The 20067-nt window shown below is 47.2% G+C and carries 10 protein-coding genes and 1 pseudogene; 3 read left to right on the forward strand and 8 right to left on the reverse strand.

Annotated elements, in window-relative coordinates; genetic code table 11:
* Positions 1–18: 18 nt before the first annotated feature.
* Positions 19–1413, forward strand: a complete 1395-nt coding sequence (locus FPE01S_RS05355; RefSeq protein ID WP_046367795.1) for a beta-helix domain-containing protein — start codon at positions 19–21, stop codon at positions 1411–1413.
* 506 nt (positions 1414–1919) lie between these two features.
* On the opposite strand, the gene FPE01S_RS05360 is transcribed toward FPE01S_RS05355, so the two are convergent.
* The 5 genes and pseudogenes from FPE01S_RS05360 to FPE01S_RS05375 form a co-directional block, all read right to left on the reverse strand.
* Positions 1920–2378, reverse strand: coding sequence for a hypothetical protein (locus tag FPE01S_RS05360; protein WP_046367796.1), 459 nt, complete (start codon positions 2376–2378; stop codon positions 1920–1922).
* Complete coding sequence (locus tag FPE01S_RS05365; protein WP_169749130.1) at positions 2378–6190, reverse strand: RHS repeat-associated core domain-containing protein; 3813 nt, start codon at positions 6188–6190, stop codon at positions 2378–2380. The genes FPE01S_RS05360 and FPE01S_RS05365 overlap by 1 nt, the downstream gene beginning before the upstream one ends.
* 51 nt (positions 6191–6241) lie before the next feature.
* Positions 6242–6856, reverse strand: a pseudogene (locus FPE01S_RS26410) (DUF6443 domain-containing protein); the annotation flags it as partial.
* A gap of 29 nt (positions 6857–6885) precedes the next feature.
* Entirely contained in the window at positions 6886–10425 is a 3540-nt protein-coding gene (locus FPE01S_RS05370) for a DUF5977 domain-containing protein (RefSeq protein ID WP_046367798.1), read from the reverse strand.
* Between the two features lie 28 nt (positions 10426–10453).
* Positions 10454–11908, reverse strand: coding sequence for a hypothetical protein (locus tag FPE01S_RS05375; RefSeq protein ID WP_046367799.1), 1455 nt, complete (start codon positions 11906–11908; stop codon positions 10454–10456).
* 507 nt (positions 11909–12415) lie between these two features.
* Here FPE01S_RS05375 and FPE01S_RS05380 point away from each other — a divergent pair.
* Both FPE01S_RS05380 and FPE01S_RS05385 read left to right on the forward strand, forming a co-directional pair.
* Positions 12416–12706 carry a hypothetical protein gene (locus FPE01S_RS05380; protein ID WP_052955522.1) on the forward strand — a complete coding sequence of 97 codons (291 nt, stop codon included), beginning with the start codon at positions 12416–12418 and terminating at the stop codon, positions 12704–12706.
* Between the two features lie 328 nt (positions 12707–13034).
* The gene (locus FPE01S_RS05385) at positions 13035–13361 is read left to right on the forward strand and encodes a hypothetical protein (RefSeq protein WP_046367800.1); all 327 of its coding nucleotides are present in this window, start codon (positions 13035–13037) and stop codon (positions 13359–13361) included.
* Between the two features lie 6 nt (positions 13362–13367).
* Here FPE01S_RS05385 and FPE01S_RS05390 read toward each other — a convergent pair whose 3' ends face one another.
* The 3 genes from FPE01S_RS05390 to FPE01S_RS05400 are packed head-to-tail and all read right to left on the reverse strand — an operon-like array spanning position 13368 to position 20066.
* The gene (locus tag FPE01S_RS05390) at positions 13368–16697 is read right to left on the reverse strand and encodes a VCBS repeat-containing protein (protein ID WP_046367801.1); all 3330 of its coding nucleotides are present in this window, start codon (positions 16695–16697) and stop codon (positions 13368–13370) included.
* Positions 16698–16734: 37 nt separating this feature from the next.
* Positions 16735–17346, reverse strand: a complete 612-nt coding sequence (locus FPE01S_RS05395; protein WP_046367802.1) for a hypothetical protein — start codon at positions 17344–17346, stop codon at positions 16735–16737.
* Positions 17343–20066 (reverse strand): GH116 family glycosyl hydrolase, encoded by a 2724-nt coding sequence (locus FPE01S_RS05400; protein WP_046367803.1) that lies wholly within the window; start codon positions 20064–20066, stop codon positions 17343–17345. Before FPE01S_RS05400 ends, FPE01S_RS05395 begins: the two co-directional genes overlap by 4 nt.
* Position 20067 lies beyond the last annotated feature (1 nt).

A 20067-nucleotide genomic window follows, 5' to 3' on the forward strand; every position in this document is an offset into this window, starting at 1 on the left:
ATTCAAACCACTCAAATTATGAAAAGGCTCTTTTCAAGGATGCTGGTGCTTACCTATATCGCGGGAGCAGTAGCAGGATGTTCCAAAAGCGATGACCAGCCGGATCCTACGCCCCCGACGCCTCCGGTGGACGACAAAACGCCCAGCATTCGTGGCGTGATCAGCGCTGACCAGCACTGGACAAAAGACAAGACTTACAAACTCCGTGGCTATGTGTATGTAGCGAGCGGCGTTACCCTCACCATCGATGCCGGTACGAAGATCCTTTCCAGCAAAGACTCTGCAGGTGTACTCGTGATCTACCGCGGCGCGAAGATTCAGGCCGTAGGTACAGCTTCCGAGCCTATCGTGTTCACTTCAGCTGAAACTACACCTCAGCCAGGTGACCTGGGTGGTGTGATCATTGCGGGACAGGCAACAGGCAATGGCAACCACAGTGTAATTGAAGGTGGTGTAGATGCTGCCTACAGCGCTTTCGGCGGAAACAATGACGCAGACAACTCCGGTACACTGAAATATGTGCGGATCGAATATGCAGGTAAAGCGGTTAACCCCGGTGATGAAGTAAACGGCCTCAGCCTTTATGGCGTTGGTTCCGGCACGACCATCGATTATGTACAGGTAGTACGCGGACTGGATGATGCCTTCGAATTCTTCGGTGGTACCGTAAACTGTAAACACCTGATCGCTTACAATTGTGCTGATGACGATTTCGACATGGACGATGGCTACCGCGGGAAGATTCAGTTTGCTGTTTCCGTAAAAGATCCTGCCTTCACTGATGCAAAAGGAACAACCGGTGACGTGAGCAACAACTTTGAAGTGGATAACGTGAACCCCAGCAATGGATTCCTGCTGAGCCGCGCCCCTATCACCTTCCCGGTGTTGTCTAACTTCACCGCGATCGCTCCCAACAATGCAGCAAACACTTCTGCTGACTACGGCTGGCTGATGCGCTGGAGAAGAGGTGCCAAATTCATCCTGGCTAACTCCATCGCTATCGGCGGACAGAAAGGCGGCATGCGTCTGCAGGAAGATTCCACGATCGCCTATTTCGTAAAAGGAACCAGCGCACTGTACAACAGCTTCCTGAATGCGACCAAGAATGTGGTAGATGTTGAGATCGGAAAAGTGATCAATGGTGGCATCACCTATGATGTTGCCTCTATCACTGCTCAACTGGAAGGACAATACAAAACAGAGATCACGGATGGCGCCAATGACGTGAACCTGAAAGATCCGTTCAACAACGCAGCACCGAACCTGCAGCCCAATGCAGGCTCACCTGCCCTGACCGGCGCGCTGTTCGATTTCGGCACCCTGAATGCTGACTTCTTCGAGAAAGTAAGTTATCGCGGCGCATTCGACGGCACCACCGACTGGAGTACCGGCTGGGCTGTGTGGGGGAAATAAATTGAAACCGCCTAAAAGCACTAAAACTTTGCGACTAAGCAAATAGCATTAAATGTAGACCGGCACGCCATGTGGGTGCCGGTCTACACATTTAAAAAGTGGTTGCATACAAAGAAAGCACATCAGATTCAAATACTAAACTAACAATCCTAAATATTCAAGCAAATATCGCAACTTGAAAGATAGCCAATCAAATGCATTGAAGAGCAGAAATTCTAGTACCAATCTAATAAGCTACACCCACAAAATAGGAACAAACTGATAGAAATAAAAACGCACTATCAGTCGGAAACTCCTTAGTAAATATTGCGCTGCAAGCTTTTTAGTAGTTTAATAAGAATAGGTCTTAACAAATTAGAGCTATTAAATCATAGATGATTATGATTTCCCACCGAAATACATAGAAATTCAAAAATAATATTAAAGTATTAATCCAATGTTATAGAACAACCGATTTCAAATTACGCTGCTTAACAATCTTCACACTTCGCATATCATTCACCTAATCAAAATTTCAAAACCGAAAAGGTGCCATTAGAATTTCTTAAGGTTACTTCATTGCATTCAATATCAACCAGCTTTGCTCCATTGAAATCGAGTTCCCAAAATTTCTGATATTGACCAATTTTAAACAATTTAACCTTCTGCTTTGCGATCATGTAGATTCCAGGACTCTCTAGATTTGTTTTGTTAATTGCAGTAATCAGCAGATATTTTCTATTTACAATTTCATAAATACAAAGCTCATAATTCCCTTCAGGCACAAACACTAAAGAATCGCTATGAAAGAGTTTGTTTTTGTCATCTATTCGTAATTCTAAAGATGGTATTACTAATCCTCTATTATGGATAGAATCAATATAGGCTCCTTCGTATTTAAAAAGTGGTAAAATTGTTTGTGACCTACATTTATACAAACTAAATGTTGTTAGTACAACTAATGTTAATATTAAACGGTATGTCATTACTTTAATTTCTTTTTAAAGTATGATGAGCCCCCTCCTATTCCCGTTTGCCCACCATATGAAGGAGGAAGCGCTTTTTCATACATTACTTGCCACCCTTTATACCAACCATTTTTGGTAAACACTTGGACTCCAGTTTTGTTTTTCAATAAAAAAGTAGCGTAGTGGCTGGTACCTCCCTTTTCAGACCCCTTTGAAGGAAGCTTCATTTTACGCTGTTCTACAGTATTGTTTGAATTTACATTGCCATCATTATCCAAATCTGTATTTGCATAACCGTTAGGCATGGCATAGCGGACAATATCACCGGACTTCGGAGCTAATGTAGGATTAAAACCATTTAACAACCTAGTATCGGCATCAGTTGGCATGCCTATACCTCCGCGAATATTGACTTTTCCAGTTTCACCGAAATCTAATGACGTGCCCCAACAATTGGTTCCTTCCGTATATTGATAATTTAAAGCAGCATTTATTCCCTTAAATGAAAGTTGGCTACCAAGTCCGCTAAGTTCAGTCCCTTCACCCCAATTTTTAGTTGGATCGAAATCTTGATTGTCCTCATCACCAGCTATGAAGAAATCTTTACGTAATTGCTCCATATCCAACCCCAATTGTTCGGATAAAGTTTGCAAATTGTCTCCCTCTTGGCCGACCAATGTCAGATAAAATTCTCCATTACTATTCTGCCTTATTTGAAATTCCCATTTGCCATCCGGGTCTACAAAAATCAAAGGATTATTAAACGCATACCTATAGGGAGACCAATCTGCAGCATCTTGTGAAAATATATCCTGCACATGCCACCTTCCAATTTGCGGATCATACATCCTGGCACCATAGTCATACCACTCTAAGCCGCCGCCGTCACTAAACTCTTTGTCCTGTTTCTCTTTCCCGTTGTATTCGAATTTATTGTCCAACTTCCCTATTGCCCGGGAACTGATTCCCTCCATTGTCATTCCAAAGGGATAATAATGGGTTTCCTCTAGCAACGGCCCCGGCGTATGGGTTATTGCCAGGTTATCGAAATAGACATTGATATTACTTTCATTGCTCACGTACACATAGACGTATCCATTTTTTGCGATCACCCCGGTACCCAGGTTATGGGTATAGGCAGTATTGTTTGCACCAATAGCGCTTACACCACCAGAAATGTACTTGAACCTTTCGTCAAAGATCATGTAATTCAGGAAAGCCTTTGGCTTTCCCGTACCAGCATTGTTGCCATTAAGAAATGTATTCACCGCTGTCGTATTTCCTGAAATTCCTGATATTCCGGTCAAGTTTATTTTTGACGCAGCCATTGCACCCGGAGCCACCAGGTTTCCAAATATATCTGCCGCAGCAAGCGCGTATGGAACTGTTGGCGTTGTACCGCCTGTATTATAGAAAGATTTCGCAATCATGGATACCTGGTCTCCCGCCATTACTTTTAATACCATGCCAAGCCCGATATTCTGCCCGGTTACACCTCCGTGAACTTTATAGAATTTTTGTGCGAATTCAGTTGTAGAGGCGCCAACGGAAGTTACCGAAATCCGGCGGCTTTCATCAATCGTAAAGAATTTTCGCTCATTATCAACGGCGGCATCTTCAATTGTAGCTGAAGGGTAGCACTGTGCTTCATTCTGTTCAGTAACTACCGACCGCACATTTCCCAGGTGGTCTTTCAGGAAATAGTCATAAATAAATCTTACCGGTTGAACAGGACAGGTTGCGGTGGTTGCCTGTTCCAGGCGGATCCGGCCTTCTTCATATCCCAAAAACAAGAGGCGATCGCTATAATTCATTGCAGGAACCAAATCGTACAATTTAGTTTCATAAACCGCTCCGTTCAAATACAGCGTCGTTGTTGTAATTTTTGTCGTTACTGAGCCAGTCGGCGTAGACACTGACCCAGACAGTTCTTCGGTTATTTTCTTCAGCTTATTTCCAAGGTTATCATAAACATATTTAACACTACCCTTATTTGCGAGCAAATCATCAGTTATATCCAATTGAATGGGCAGGTTCATATAATTGTAGGTGATCGTCTTGATCCTCTTGTTCAAATCCTTGGTAAGATTACCGTTATCGTCATAGGCATAGTCATCGGTGCCGGTATTTTTGCTGTTATCAAAATCTGCCCGGCGGATGGCTTGGGCAGTACCGGCATCTGCTACATACTGTAACTTATTGCTGTAATTCGTCTGCTCGTAAGTGTAGGTAATATTATCCAGCTGAACACCTTCTGTTCCATTTGCCCATCCATTTTGCTTCATCAGCTTAATATTCCCATTGTAATCATAGGCGCTGTTGGCATCGGTTCCTGTAGTGCCTAGTGTTACCGAATAATCCTCACTGGTTGCGCCTGCAAATGCCGCCGACAGCAATCGGTTTACTTTGTCATACCCATAAGTATAAGAGCGTACCTGGCCATCACCTTTGCTCTTCCAGACAGACCCTTTGATATTTCCATTGTACAGGCCGGTTCCAAAATCTTTATCCGGTGCGGCTTTATCATAACCCAGTTCAAAGCCGAACCATTTGTTGGCCACTGACGCGCCTGCAGGCACAAAATCCTTGTTTACTGATAACAACCATCCGCGAATATTATATTGATAGTCCTCAATAGACAAAGTAGCTCCCAATGTTTTTTTGGCCAGCTGCCCGGACCCACTGTACGTCATCTGGCTTACGGTTTTCCAGGCAGAATAAGCACCACCATTCACCTGTGGGTGTTTGGTCATCTTGTCTATATTGGTCACCCGCCAGAGATCATCATAACCATACCTTGTCCAGATTTCATGCTGCTGCGCACTACCGCCATTTTTTTGCATTACGGCCTGAATAGCAACTTTCCCGTTAAAACAATATATGGTTGTAGTAATATCCACCCCACCGGTAATATTAAGGGACTTCTGCTGGATCACCCTTCCGTCTTCGTCATAGATATAGGAAGTGTAGATGGCCGGAGCCGTCTTCTGCCAAACGCCAGTTACCTTCCCGATTACTTGGGTAGATTGTACCGGAGTTTCAGGATAGCTCGCCAGGTTTCCGGAGGATAATGTTGAATTATAGGTCGAAGTAAACGTTGCAAAAGTTCCGTCCAGCATTGTTGTCCACTTATAGTCATCATAATAAGTGGCTGTCAGCACTGAGCTGACGACAGAACTGGGAAAAGTTGACACGAGCGTATACTGCGGCTGGTCGGTGGTCGACGTTAAAAAATACTCGTAACGGTTCATAGGGCTTCCCATTACTGACGCCTGAATTAGCGATTGTGTGGAAGAGCTGCTATAAATCCCTGTAACAATTGGCCGGTTTAAAATATCAAACTTCGTATACAACCATTCATTGGCTGTCCGCCGGTTCCCATCCTGCACCAATACCAGCCGGTCCCACTTATCATACACCATAGCAACATGTTTGGCACCTGGTATTTTCTTCAGGATCATCCGGCCTCTTGAATCGTATTCATATCGAAAGCAAAACTCATCCTTGATTTTTGTCATGGTTGCTACGGAACTTGCGGGCCAGCTGTTGGAATTCATGAAATCAACGCCACGGGGCTGGATAACTACACGTAGCTGGTTAAAATCGTCATAAACGTAATAGGTGCACAACCAGTTGGCATGACTGGCACCAGTGCCGTTATCCACTGTAGTACCGATCTGAACTTTCTTCAATACTACCTGTCCGCTTTTGTTGGTAAACTCCACACTATAGTTTCCCTGCTCATCGATTGTAATTGTTTTATAGAGTTCACCAGCAGTATAGGCAACAGATGTAAACTCAGCAAAACCATCAACAACCTGAGCACCCATGGTAAAATACCGTACAGCATCCGTGGTAGTATTGTTTGAATAACCTTTCATTACTCCCCTGCCCGCCTGCACCCAGTTTGTTCCTGCTGGCATTACCAGGGATGGACGATTCAGGGGCGAGTTCTCAAAGTCTGTTTTTCCATAGAACCAGGTTTCCGCCTGGTCCTTCAACGGACCGTTTGTATTGGAGGTACCATAATAAACCGCCTGTTGCTGGTAAGGATTGAGCTTAAGTGTACCATCTGCGATGTTGGTATACGTGCCGATTGTATTGGCAGCAAAGGGGAGATAGGCAAGATTCTCACGGCCATAAGTATCAAAATAGTGCGGTTGCACAACATCCACATACTGTCCTGCCACAGTGGCTGCCTTTTTCTGTACTTCCTGGAAAGGCCGGCCAAGGCCATCAAAGTAGGCAGTGGCGACTGCAACTTCCTTTGTCGTCTTACCACTTAGCGCTGCCTGGTCAGTTTGAGGGGATTGTGCTGTGGCTGCCTTAATTGAATTCGTCACAATCGTGCTGGCATAAGCTGCCGGCTGAACCTGGCCATAGGCTACTTGGAAAACACCAACAGACAACACTACAGATACAATAGTGAAAAGTCTACCAAAATGGCGGCTACGCATAGTCAATAAATTATTGGGAGAAGGTTGAATATTTTTCATTGGAGGGTTTATTTTACTGCTCAAACTAATTATTGAACCCTCACATATCCTGTGGAGCTGAAACTTACACTGTTAAACGTCACACTGGTACCCGTCTGGGTTGAACCGTTAACATTAAATGTACTCAGGCCATTCGATGAGCAGGTGACATTATAAGAACCGGAAGGTATGGTGATACTGTTAGACCCTCCCTGTGGCACATACAGATCATAGCCCTGTCCATTGGCTGTATTCGTAAAATGAAACTGCCCATAGTACGCCGTATAGCTTGTACCGGTCACGATCGCATTCGGTGTACAGGCTCCGGACAGGTTAGCATAGGCCTGCCCATATGCAGCAACGATAGCCGCAGCCTGCTGGTTGGCTTCCGTCACCGTATTGGCATAAATAGTATTTGCCGGCACGATATAAGTTGCCTGTCCGGGAGTAGTGCCTGCCGAACAATTATTCCGCGTAAAAGTGCCGCTCTGTGCGGTATTTCCCGACAGACCACAAACTTCACCACCCATGCCATAATAATTGTAACAAAATGTCTTCAGCACATTGCCTTCGTCACTCTTGATAAAAGCCAGCCGTCCATAGCTATCGTAGTAATAATAAACGGTTCTATTATTCTCATCGCATTCGGCGGTTATCCCGAAGGCGGGATCATACGAACGGGTAACCATCGTTGCAGTGGCCGGGAATAACCTTATTTCATCGATAGGATAGTCTCCGTTGGCAATACTGCAATAATTGGCGCCTGTAAAAACATGCTCATAGCAATTCCAGCCATTTTTGGTTTGCACCAAGGTTGGTGTTGTTCCCATCACGGAACAGGATGGTCCCTTCACCCAGTATACAACTTTATACTTCTGAGAAGAAGTGAGACCTGTTTTGGTGATAGCACCCCTTAAGGTGTAGGCAGTTTTCCCAGTAACTGCTCCCTGGTTATAAAGAAGATTCGCCTGCTGAATGTCCTGCCAGCCATTCCATTCCTCGCCTTCGAATGACAGATAACCCACATCGGCCGGCACTGCGTTAGTAATTTCTGCAATGGGATAAATTCCCTTAAAATTCCAGATATAGGATTTCTTCACATCACCTTCCTTATTCACTGAGGAAAGATTGCCGCGGCTGTCGTAGCCGGCAAACTGAACGCGATCTTCATAACTTCCTGAACCTCTTTTCGTCCGCACAGTTTTAGGCAGTATCCTGGATCCGGAAGCAGCAAATATGTTCTTCACATAATCCGTACTACTGCCTTTTTGTGTGGTTGTCTCAATCGGGTAACCCAGCATATTACCTGAAACCATCTGGGTAGACACTGTACCAATCTCAGCATCCGCCGTGAAATCGACCGGGTACTTTATCGTTTGGGTAGTGTTCTGGTTATTGCTGCCGTTCTTAACAATGGTTAACGGTAGTCCGGCTGCGTTATAGGTATAGGTTGTGGTAGTTGTGACAGTACCATTGGGAGTAGTTTCTATCTCCGTTGTATTATTCAGCACTTCATCACCCAGGATCAGTTCGGTATTTTTCCAGTCGAAAATCGGGTAACCACCAATCTTTGCCAGATTCTCTTCATTGGTTGGTTTGTTATTGATCATTCCGCCCGCACCACCCAGCTCAATAAATTTCTGCACAGAGATGCCATAGTAAGTTGTCGGGTTATTGACCACATAATTATTCGAAGTGGATTTTACAATGGTATAAGTCCCATCGGTATTCCTTTTATAGATTTCCACCCCTCCAAGTTTGGCGCTTCGGCTATAGTCAAACTGCCAGATCACACTCTTATGAAAGTGCTCGCTCGCTAACGCGGAATAGTCGTATGTATACTGGGGCGGAGTTGATGGAAATCCACCATACATTACAGTACTCCACTGATAGGTAAAAGGGATGTGAAACTTATAAATGGTTTTTCCGGCATTATCCGCTACTGTTCCATTATACTCGGTTACGGTTCCATACATCAATGGCCTGTCAACGAGTTCTCTGAGCTCCTGGTTAAAATCTGAGGTATAGGTTCTCATCCGGTAGAAGTCGTAAGAAAACACCGTCCCCGTTTGAAAATAATACCTTTCGTAAGACATATCAGTGAAATATGGCGTCGTCATTAAAACCGATCCCAGGCCATCCTCATTCGTACCATACTTGTAGGTCTTGATATGAACGTTCCCGGTATTGTCCGTAAGCTTTACTGTCTTTACCCGCACGCCTGGCCCCACATAGGTTGTGGTGCCCTGCTTATAGTAGTTCGCCTCGTAATCAAATTCGGTCAGGCCGCCGGTAGGATGTTGAATCGTTTTTAGCTGGCCGGCTACAGCAGATAGTGTTATGGCATCAGCCGGCGTCCGGTTTCCCGCAGAAGTGAAATTGTATGTACCCATGGGCCCGGCAACATTGATTACCGGAAGTGTTGGAATCGAGGTCGCATTGTTTCGTCCATTGTAATAGCCCCAAAAGTCGCGGCTGCTGCTTATAGAATAGTTTGAAGAGAAGTAGTCGAATCCATATTTTTCTATCTCCTGTCCATAACCGGTTTTAAATGAAATCTGGTTGAGTTTGTATTTAGAATTTGGCCCGGCATGCATCGGAGAATCCATCGTTCCTACACTGAATTGGATCTGACGGATCAACCTGCCGTAACTATCATACACCTGAATCTTATCAATTCTTCCCCAGTTAGCGGCAGGATCGTATACAAAAACGACCTTTCCGCCACGGTACGAAATCTCGCTGATGGCCTTTGTGTCATAAGTGTCCCAAACAGGCATATTCGGATAAGTTGGTGAGTTGAACTGATTCGGGTTGTTCGACACATTGTCTTTGATCAGCAACTCCTGGTAGGCTCTCGCAACACTTGCTGTTTTGGAAACATAGGTAATATCGATCGTATCCTTTTTGTCACCCGAAATGATCTTTGTCAATAGATTACAGGTATTCAGCTCGCCCATAAATCCATACCCTGACAGTTTTTCGATTTGCCCAAAATAGTAGTAGTTCCCTTTCCCATCCCAAAGTTCATTTGGCAGATTTGCCGGTGTTATTTTAACGGCTGTCCGTTTGAAATGGCGGACAATAAATGAGGAGGTGTGCTCCTGGATAAATTTTCCGGATTCTCCGGGTATGTTAAAGGTGTAGATGTCATATGCACCGTCTTTATTGCCATAGTACACATCTGACAGATAATCATAGTCATCCTTGTTGTTCACCATCCATTCTGTTTTGAAAGTTGACGGCATGTACTTTGAGTCCGGTGATCCGTTTATAACCCGCGATATGCTACCGCCGGCATTAAGTGTCCATCCGATCGCTATTGCACCGGATTCGTCAAACACCTTTCTGCCATTACTATTGTAATTGATTGATATCGGCATATTGATCATACCTGCCTTGATCTCATACAAGGGGATCCCAACAGTTGGGGTGCCTGTCTTATAATCCAATCCAAAATCTGTGAATCTTGTAAGCTGAGCGACATCCGGGCTCGGCCCCACAACCCTGGGAAGTTCTGAACCGAGTTGGGCCTTAATTGGTGTTGCACTCCAGATAGTCAGGAGAATAGGAAGGAGATTTTTTTTCATACCGGATTGAGACTTGTGTTAACTGAAACTATTTAAGGTTGTATCCCACCCTGAACAGCAATGGCTGGCCTTTTGGAAGCTGCCGTTGCCATAATGCATCATACAGGACGGATATGGTTGATTTGTACTTGCCGAGTTGTTGTTTCTTCTGAATGCCGAACAGCACACTTTGTTGCCATTGATTCACTGATTTCAGAATGGCCAGGTCTTCGAATGGCTCACGGTAGTTCCATTCACCGCCTCCGGTCAACCAGAAGCTTTTTTTAATCTTCATATCCAGGAAGGTCCTGATACCCATACCCTGGTGCGTAATTTTGATGTGTTGGATGTCTTGTCCCCATCCCATTTTGTATGACGCGCCTATGCCGATCACGGATTTCTTATTCAATTTGTACCCAAGGCTAAGCGCGAAGTCGCTGGTTGCCGGGTAAAAACTATTCGACCGTACAGTTTGCAGATTGGTTCCCAATTCAAGGCGTTTGAAAAATGATTTGGTCCGCTGATCATTGGGCTTGAATCCAGGCATATCCAATGATTCCCCATTCTCCAGGGCATTATCCAATTTCCGCTTGAGCGATTCCAGTTCGGCCTGTCCCTGCTGCATACCCGAGGACATTGCCTCCTGGGCAGCCTGGGTACTGCCCATCCGCTGTGTGATGTTGGAAAGGACAGCATCCCGGGTTTGCAATCCATTGGTAAGCGCCGTGGGATCCATATCTTCCAGCTGCCCGGGTAGACGGAACATACTGCCGAGCACTGAATATTTGTCGAAAAATTTGCGGAAAGCGGGCACTTGCGTTAAAATTTCCAATGCTTTTTTCTCCAGCATATTGGGATCCTGCAGTGCCTGCCGGTATTCCTCAAGTTGTTGCTGGTAATAGACTGCCTGCTTCTGATACTTGTTCCAGGTTTTGCCTAACGGCATGTTGGCGAGTTTTTCTTTCAACAAAGCTTTCCTCTCCTGCACCAGTTGCCTGAGTCGCTCAGTCTGATTGACTTGGTTGCCTATCTGGCCGTATTGGTTTTTCAGTTTTTCGAATTGGGGACCCTGTAATCTGGCAAGCCGGGGATCACGCTGCAGGAAGTTGAGCGCTGTCGTCATGGAATCGATCTTACCGGAATAATTTTTTGGCAGTTGCGCCGTCGCTACAGAATCACCAGAAAGCGTTTGCTTCCAGCTATCGTAGAGGGAATCACTTCCGAGGTTCAACGAAGCTGCAAGTGCGCTATCCTGTTTCGCAAGTTTGCGTCGCATTTTAGCTTCCTGACGTTGCAACTTGCGGAGGTACTTCTCCGTTTGCCTTTCGAGTTTCGCCTCAATCAATGATTGCTGTTCCGTAAGCCTTCTGGAGAGTTTTGCGGGAAATGCCAGCACCTTTTCAAAACCTGTACCAACCGGAACTTCCTGATCCGGAAGCGACTGGCCAAGGCATGCACCATATACCCCGACAAGGGTATACGCAAGGATAAGACATCTGCGCATAAACAGTTTCGTTAGACAGTAGCTGACTGATCTCAACTACCGGTAACAAATGAAATAACTCCATTTGAAATTTGCTACCCGTATTAATACGGATTGACATTTTCAAAGATTATCACTATACTATCCAGCCCCGATTTCATGAAGAACTACAGGTTATATTGATCAGGACTGCATTTCCAAAAACTCCTTTCCTTCAAAAAAAAGCTCCATAATTCTACATATTACTATATTAAATATTTGTTCCGGCAGTATTTTTACTGTTACGACTGTTTATTATGTATCATTTTATATTCATTTTGTTACACCTGGTCAGACTGCGACAATAATCAACATTCAGCCAGCTCAGATTACTCAGATGCCTTCTGGTGTTGCAAGCGATTAGGTAAAACTGGAATAATCAATAAACTGAGCCGGATACATTACTAAAGTTGGTGCATTGAGTACTATTATTATTTGGAATAATTTTGCCCCTGCGACGAATTCCTTTCATTTTAAATCGAACTATTTATGAAAAAAGTAATGGTTCAATTCACCAGTCCAGGCATGACTTCAAAGCAGTATGACCAGGTCTGGGATGAACTCCGCAAAGCGGGGCAGGAACACCCAGATGGACTCCTTCACCATGTAGGGGCGCAACAGGGAAACAATTGGGTAGTTGTTGATGTATGGGAATCAGAAGAACGCTTCAACAAATTTGGCGAGACACTCATGCCGATTCTGAAAAAGATCGGCGTCAACTTTGCCCCACCGGTAATCACGCCGGTCTATTTCGAAATGGCTGGAGAAGTGCATGCATAATTTCTCCAGCTTGCCAAACCCTCCTGGGTTGATCTTAACTATGAACCCCTAAATAGCTGGTTGCATTTAGGGGTTTAACCCCGAGGCCATCCAGCAATCCATTCATTTTTTTGCTGTTCAAACACCGTTACTTAACAGGGGTGAACCTTTATGTCGATGTTATTTCTATTTCTCGGGAATTACTTTATTGTTTTTCAGGTCATTTTCAGTTTATCCACCGCTACTTACGGAAGATGATCATAGAATGACTATAGAATTTACAGAAAAATTCCAGAGAACAGGACCTGACTTTTCAGGAAAAATGTCTATATTTTGAGAAATAATTTTTATGGCCATTATTCGCGACAAGTCAATCATTTTCTCCAACCTCTCCGGTAAAATCGGAGAACTGGTTTTTAAACAATACGAAGGGGCTGTTGTCGTCACCAAGGTTCCGAACATGAGTAACCGGGTGCTCAGCGAAAAGCAGGTGAAAAGAAATGAAAAACTGACGTTCGCATCAGTCGCTTCAAAAAATCTGATCGCTGATGTCAAGAGAAAGTATGCACTCGCAGAAGTGTTGGGCGTACCGCCCAATAAGGTGTACCGCGCACTGGTTGCCTACCATCTTAAATATGATGGTGACGACGTGATGATGAAAAAGATTGATGTATAGGAGAGCTTAATTGTTCTTTTGGCGCATCTGTATCAACGATACCGGGCCGCTATTCCGCGCAACGAGTATTGCCGGACCCTGGTTCCTTTTGACCAGGCATAGCTTGCGAACATCACCGTTGATCAATACGCCTGTTTCCCGATACCCTTTTACCTGGAGGCCACCTTTGCCGGTGTGCAGCATAAATCCTTTGCCTGCATCCGACCTTCCCAGCTGCACCCGAAAGGGGAAAAAATTGCCGCTGCAAAACCACTCGGTCTTGCCATCGCCATCGAAATCATCCTGCACGACGGATTGTATCGGGGCATATTGTGCACTCAAGGGTAAGCTGTGCACAGCGAATTTTCCCTTTCCCCTGTTTTCGATCCAGCAGTTTGATAATTGCGCAGCAGTATACCTTTGGGCGCCTTTCCGCTGGTCTTCCGTAAAGAGCATATTATAATCCGCAACAGCATAGTCGCTGTAGTGATAGAATTTTTTCTTTAGTACCGGCATCGCATCGGCAAGTTCATCCCTCGACGGATAGGGATATACGCCATCCGCAAAGGGATAACAAATAATCGGGTACACCACACCGTTATGCATCCAGTCGTTCACCATGAGTTGCATCGGCTGACCGGGGCTGGCATGAAACTGCGTATTCGTTCCAAGGTTACCCATGATAAAATCGATATCTCCATCCCTGTCGAGGTCAGCAGGCACGATGCTTGTCCACAAGCCTGTGCTTTGCAGGAGGCCATTGTCTGTTTCATCAGCCTCGAGCTTGCCTTTCCTGTTGTAAAAGATCCTGGGTGCCATCCACTCTCCTGTTACGGCCAGGTCTGGCCATTCATCCCCGTTGAGATCCACCCAACGGGCATCGGTGATCATGCCGGCATGCTCCAGCGCAGGCGCCAGCTGCGCCGTTACATCCTTCAGGCTGAATTGTCCCTTCCTGCTTTCATTAACCAGCAGGAAAGAGGCTGGCGCATCCCCATACTTTCCGGGAATCAGCCGCCCGCCTAAAAAAATATCCGGCAGGCCATCCCTGTTCATATCACTGATGGCCACACAACTTTTGCTGGCCACCGTATGCTGCGAAACCGGTCCGGCACTGCTGAATTTCCCATTGCCGTCGTTCAAGTAAACCACGTCCTGCAATAAAGTGGAATCGGCGTTTTCCGATCCACCGCCAACTACATAGAGATCCTGATCACCATCAACATCCAGGTCCGCAAACGCACAGGCAGTATGTTCGATAAGCGTATCCGCCAGCCAGGGCTGCTCTGTTGCCCGATAGAAGTTTCCCGTTTTCTGTTGAAGGTAGAGGACAGATGCCTGGCCGATCGGTCCTGCAATGAAGACATCTTCCAGGCCATCTTTATTCACATCAGCTGCGCAGACGGCTGGCCCCTGTCGCGACAATTGCCAGGGCTGTAACAAATTGTTTTTAAAATCAACCCAGTTGTTTTCCTGGTGCAGAAAATCAATACCGGCAGCACCGGGAATTTCCTGTAATAATGCCTTTGCTGCTACTGGCGGAAAGTCCGGAACTGTATCGACCCCGGGCATCTTGTCTTCCTCCAATACCAGCAACTGGCCGGCCCGCACATTTTCCAGGCGGCTCACCTGTCCGTCAGGCCAGCGCACTTCAAGTTCTTGCACCACACTATCTTTTCCCAAACCAAAATGTAAAACAGGATCAACAGAACTCTGGAAACCCCGTACCGGTAATTCTTCCCGAACCTGTTGCCCACCTGCGGTCTTCACGCTTACCCGTGCACCAACAGCCTGTGTATTGCCGCCGGAACCTTTCAGCTGCACCCGCAGGTAATGGCCCGTCGCCTGGTCGTTTCGGTAGATCCGCGCCTGGCTTCCGATACTGTTCACGACGAGGTCAAGATCGCCATCATTGTCGAGGTCCGCATAGGCTGCGCCGTTAGACACTGCCGCCAGGTCCAGCCCCCAGGCTTTGGTCACATCCGCAAATGCAGAATCAGGGTGGTTGCGGAACACATAGCTGGACAATTTCGTTACGGGCATTTCCTTCACCAGTTCCACACCCAGCTCCTGCTTACCATGCTGCTGCCGGTAAGCAGGAACGGCATAGGTCAGGAAATCAAGGTTGGTATAGTCACGCCAGTAGCCATTGGTGATGAATAGATCCTGATAACCATCATTGTCCAGGTCAGCGAAATTGGCATTCCAGCTCCAGTCGGTATTGGATATGCCCATCAGCTGTCCCGTTTCAGAAAAATGCGGCATACCGGAAGTATCAAGGCCGATACCGGTCTGTAAAGTGTTGCGCATGTTCTGATGGAAATATCCATTGTTCACCATCTGCTGGTACTTGTCATATTCATCAGGTCCGCGGAGCAGCTTCATGCGTTTGTTGTCGGCGGGCAACATATCCAGCACCACGATATCCATCAGCCCGTCGTTATTGTAATCCGCAACATCGCATCCCATGCCGTTGCGTGAAATGTGATCAATGGCCTGGCTGGTCACATCCCGGAAGGTGCCATCATGATTGTTCAGCAACAGGAAATCCTGTTCTTCATAATCATTGGTATAGTACAAGTCTGGCCAGCCATCGTTGTTGATATCGCTTGCCACCACCCCCAGCCCGAAGTTGTTGCCCCCACCGCGAATGCCTGCTGCTTCGGACACATCGTTGAAATGCCCGCCATCGTTGCGGAAAAGATAATTGCTGAACCACTTGTGCCGCTTGCTGCGCAGCTTCTCCGTATTGAAAAACGGTGAATAGAATTTGGTCGCATGGTTCAGCAGGAACATATCAAGATCGCCATCGCGGTCGTAGTCAAAGAACACCGCCTGTGTGCTGTTGGTACCCGGTGCATCGAGACCGTAAGCAGCTGCCTTGTCTTCGAACTGTGGAATGCCGTCAACGACACCGCGGTTGATAAACAACTGGTTGGCGCGCTCAGCGGGTTCTCCCTTGCCGGAATAGCAAACATAGATATCCAGGTTTCCATCGCCATTCACATCGGCCATGCAGGCGCCGGTTGACCAGACATTCTTACCGGCAACACCGGCTTTCTCCGTGATATCTTCGAATTTGAGGTTGCCCTTATTCAGGTACAGCTTGTCCGGGCCCTGGTTGGCTGTGAAAAAGATGTCCGCGAGGCCATCGCCATTTACATCCCCCACGGCGACACCGCCGCCGTTGTACATGTACTCAAAGTTGAGGATATGCTGCTGCTCTGTTTCTTCCAGTGCATTGGTAAATTCAATTCCGGCGGATTCGGCAACGTCAGTAAATCCGGCGCGGGGTGAGGGTTTGCATCCTATGGCCAACAGGCAGGAAGCAATGGTTAGTTTCCACAAGCAGTGCATGGAACAAATATAGGGCCGCGACTGAATGGTTGGTCACTTATTTCTCCTCCAGCATCCGTTTCCGCATCGCCGCTTCACGATCTGCATCCCAGTAGGCACAATCCAGCTGCAGGAATACCGATGAGTAGGGAATGACCTGATCGGTCTTCAGTACGAGGACGGAAAAAAGCCTGGATGCCTGGTCCAGTTGCCCGAATACGGAGTCATGCAGCAGGGTTTTAACCGGGAAGTCTTTCAGCAATTCACCGGATGCCTTTCTGAATTCATCCAGGCCGGGTATGCCGGCTTCCGGAAGGTAGTTCAGCTCCCGGTCAAGAAAAACAATGGGCTTTACATGCCGCGACTTTTTCAGTTGACCGGTTACATACCGCAAAACAGGCAGCAGGCTGTCGCCGGTGTTGATATAGGTCATGCCGGCAGCGGACTGCAACGGGAAAGCCTTGTCCACCACCAGGATCCAGTTGCGGTGGCCAAGCAGTTCCAGCTGCTGGTCGAAAGTCTGCTTCCAGTAGCCTTTCCTTGCAGCAACGTGACTACTGTCGGAATGGGCATCCTGAATAATGCCGGAAGATTCGCTGCGGGTATCGCAACTGCTTAACAGTTGCGCGGTCAATAGCAGAAAAACAGACGCCATCATTGCCTTCCTCATGCTATAAAATTTAAAGTAGCCTTCAATTGTTGTCCTGTTGAAATAGTTGTACGCGATTTCAGGGTGATCCGGATACCCTTATCCTCCTGTTCAAATGTTGCCGGAATCAATCTGCCCTCCACCATTACGGTTACCGACTGTAGTCGCCTGCCCGGTGCACCTTCCACGCCCAGCTCCTGTAACTGAAGTTCGCCATATTTCAGGATCACCGCATGATGCTGCACATTTCCTTTCCGTTGTTGCACATAAGTACCCCAGCCCGCTGCCGTGGTAAAGGGCGCACGGAAATTCTCTGCCTGCCATCTCGGTGCAAAGTGCAGGTATCCCTTCGGGCCATGGTATTCAAACCCGCAGGCCGTGATAAATGTTCCATAGCTCGCCATCGCCCTTGCATAGTGATCGCTGCATTCGATTTCGTTGAAGGGATTGCGTTTGGCTGCATGATGCCTGTCGTGGATGGCACGGGTCATTACCAGCGCCTCATCGGTCATGCCTTCCGCCATCATATGTGCCGCTACCTGGTGCTCAAAGCCACTCATGCATTCATGGAAATATCCCAATTGCCAGGTCACTTCATCACCATAGGGATTGGGTTCGTTTTTGGGATTGGTATTCATCACCATACCCCCCTCTCCTGCAAGCGCATAGGGCCGTCCACCGGTATGGGTCTGGATATAGGGTCCCACGTCGGGTGCGAAATTGTATTTCCAGAGTGACCGCAGCGCTGACATAGTCTTTTCCTTATCCCACAATCTTCCCAGCCCCACCTGCCAGGCCCATGCCTGGCCGTACACCTGGTCGATATGACAGGTATTGTAGGAACCCAGCTTCTTGCGACCGGCAATGGCATCCGGCCGATGGATAAAGTATTCACCATTGAACAAAAGGTCTGCCATATTCCTGCCGCCCTTGTCTGCATAGGTTTTGCAACGCGCAGCAAAATCACTGTCACCCATTTCTTCCGCCATCTTCTGGCAGGCACGCACGGCAGCAATGGACAATCCCACAATCCATGCAATCTCACCCTCCCACACGGCATCAAGGGTATTCTCCATGGGCGTATCGGTCATGCCGTCGCCGTTCTTGTCCTGCGCCATGAGAAATACGGCAGCTTTTCTGATCTTATCCCAATTGCGCTGCAGGAAGGCATTATCGGTGCTCAGCTGGTGTTCGCGGTAGATACGCAGTAAGGTACCTGCCTGTCCGTCGATGGCGGGACGGCTTTCATATTCTGCCCTGAAGATAATGCCGCCATCGGGTTGCATCGCAATGCCCAGGTCGGTCCGTTCACGGGCATCTCTTTCCAGTTCAGGGAAGATCCTGCCCATTGCCTGGGCATATTGCCATACGTGGGTACAAGTCCCCTCACAGGCATTCACGCCTTCCCATCCCCAGAAGCGGCCATTGGCAAACCGATACGTATTTGCAGTAGCCAATGTTCCTATGTTCAGGAAGGTCCTTTCCAGGAACCAGTGTGGCAGGGTGCTGTCGTAATAAGTATCCCGCCATAAGATGGATTGCCCATGCAGCCTTTCAAAGTTGGCAGCAATATATTCACCGACGGCAGCAGCATTGGGGAATCGCGTTCCGTAATAATAGCCTGTTTTGGTTTCCTCCAGCTTCTTCAATTTGGCCAGAGGATGATCGAAATGCCAGCTGATTACAAAGTCAGCGGCAGCCTTCCCTTTGGGCGCCAACCGGATTGATTTAACGAGACCGCCCACAAGTTTCTCCTGCGCTGTCGTTTTCGTGACTGCAGGTTGATGCCCTTCAAAGCACCGGTCATTCAGCGGCCAGGGTTCCAGTGCGGTATGAACACGATCAGCTTTTCCCACACAGGTTATGCTGGTGCTTCCAAAATCCCGCCTTGACTTCACTTCATCGGATGTTGTCAGAAAGGTACCCATTACTGTGGTGGCGTGCTGATGGTTGATTACTTCATTCTGCCTTTCGCCATCTTCATTTTTTGCAGACACTTTTGAAGCGCCGTTCTCCAGCCAGCCCAATACTTCAACTGCAACCGGGGTAGCTGTATTGTTGCTGCATTCAAGTGAAAATACTGTTGCAGGAAGGGCAGCGTTCCTTGCATCCAGCGGTGTAAAAATAGCACCCGCCTGCATGATTACTGAAACCGGAAATTCAGGATCACGGAAATGGATCCGCGCAACCGGATAGGTAGCTTCAAAACTGATCTCCGGCCATTCTGATTCCCGAAACTCCCTGATCCATGTTTTGCTTCCCTGTCGCACCCGCAAGGCAAAACCCTGCTCCAGTACCCGCTTGTTGTCTGCAATGGCAGGTTCAACATAACAAGCGCCGTCGCGGTTGCGCACCTTTACTTCTTTCGTGCCATCATTCCATAAAACCGTTTTGGGATCTACGCCTTCGCGTTCGTCATTGTAGATTCCCCAAAGCCAAAGTCTTCCATCACCACCAAGATAAACCGTCCCTGCATGCAGCCCTCCTGCAGGCATTCCGATATAGCGGAGTTCATTGCGGCTCTTGCGGTACACCGTAGCGTTTCCACGCTGGTATAGCGACTTTACCCATGCGGGGTCCAGCTGTTTGTCTTCCGGAATATTGTGCAGTACCAGGGGCGTTTTTGCGAGAAATGATTTTACGCCTGCCGCCCATCCCGGTAAACTCAACGTAAGGAAACTTCCACCGGTTAAGGCGCTATGTTGCAAAAATCTTCTCCTGGATGCGGAATATGATTTCATA

The sequence above is a fragment of the Flavihumibacter petaseus NBRC 106054 genome (assembly GCF_000974785.1).
GTDB classification, from domain to species: Bacteria; Bacteroidota; Bacteroidia; order Chitinophagales; family Chitinophagaceae; genus Flavihumibacter; species Flavihumibacter petaseus.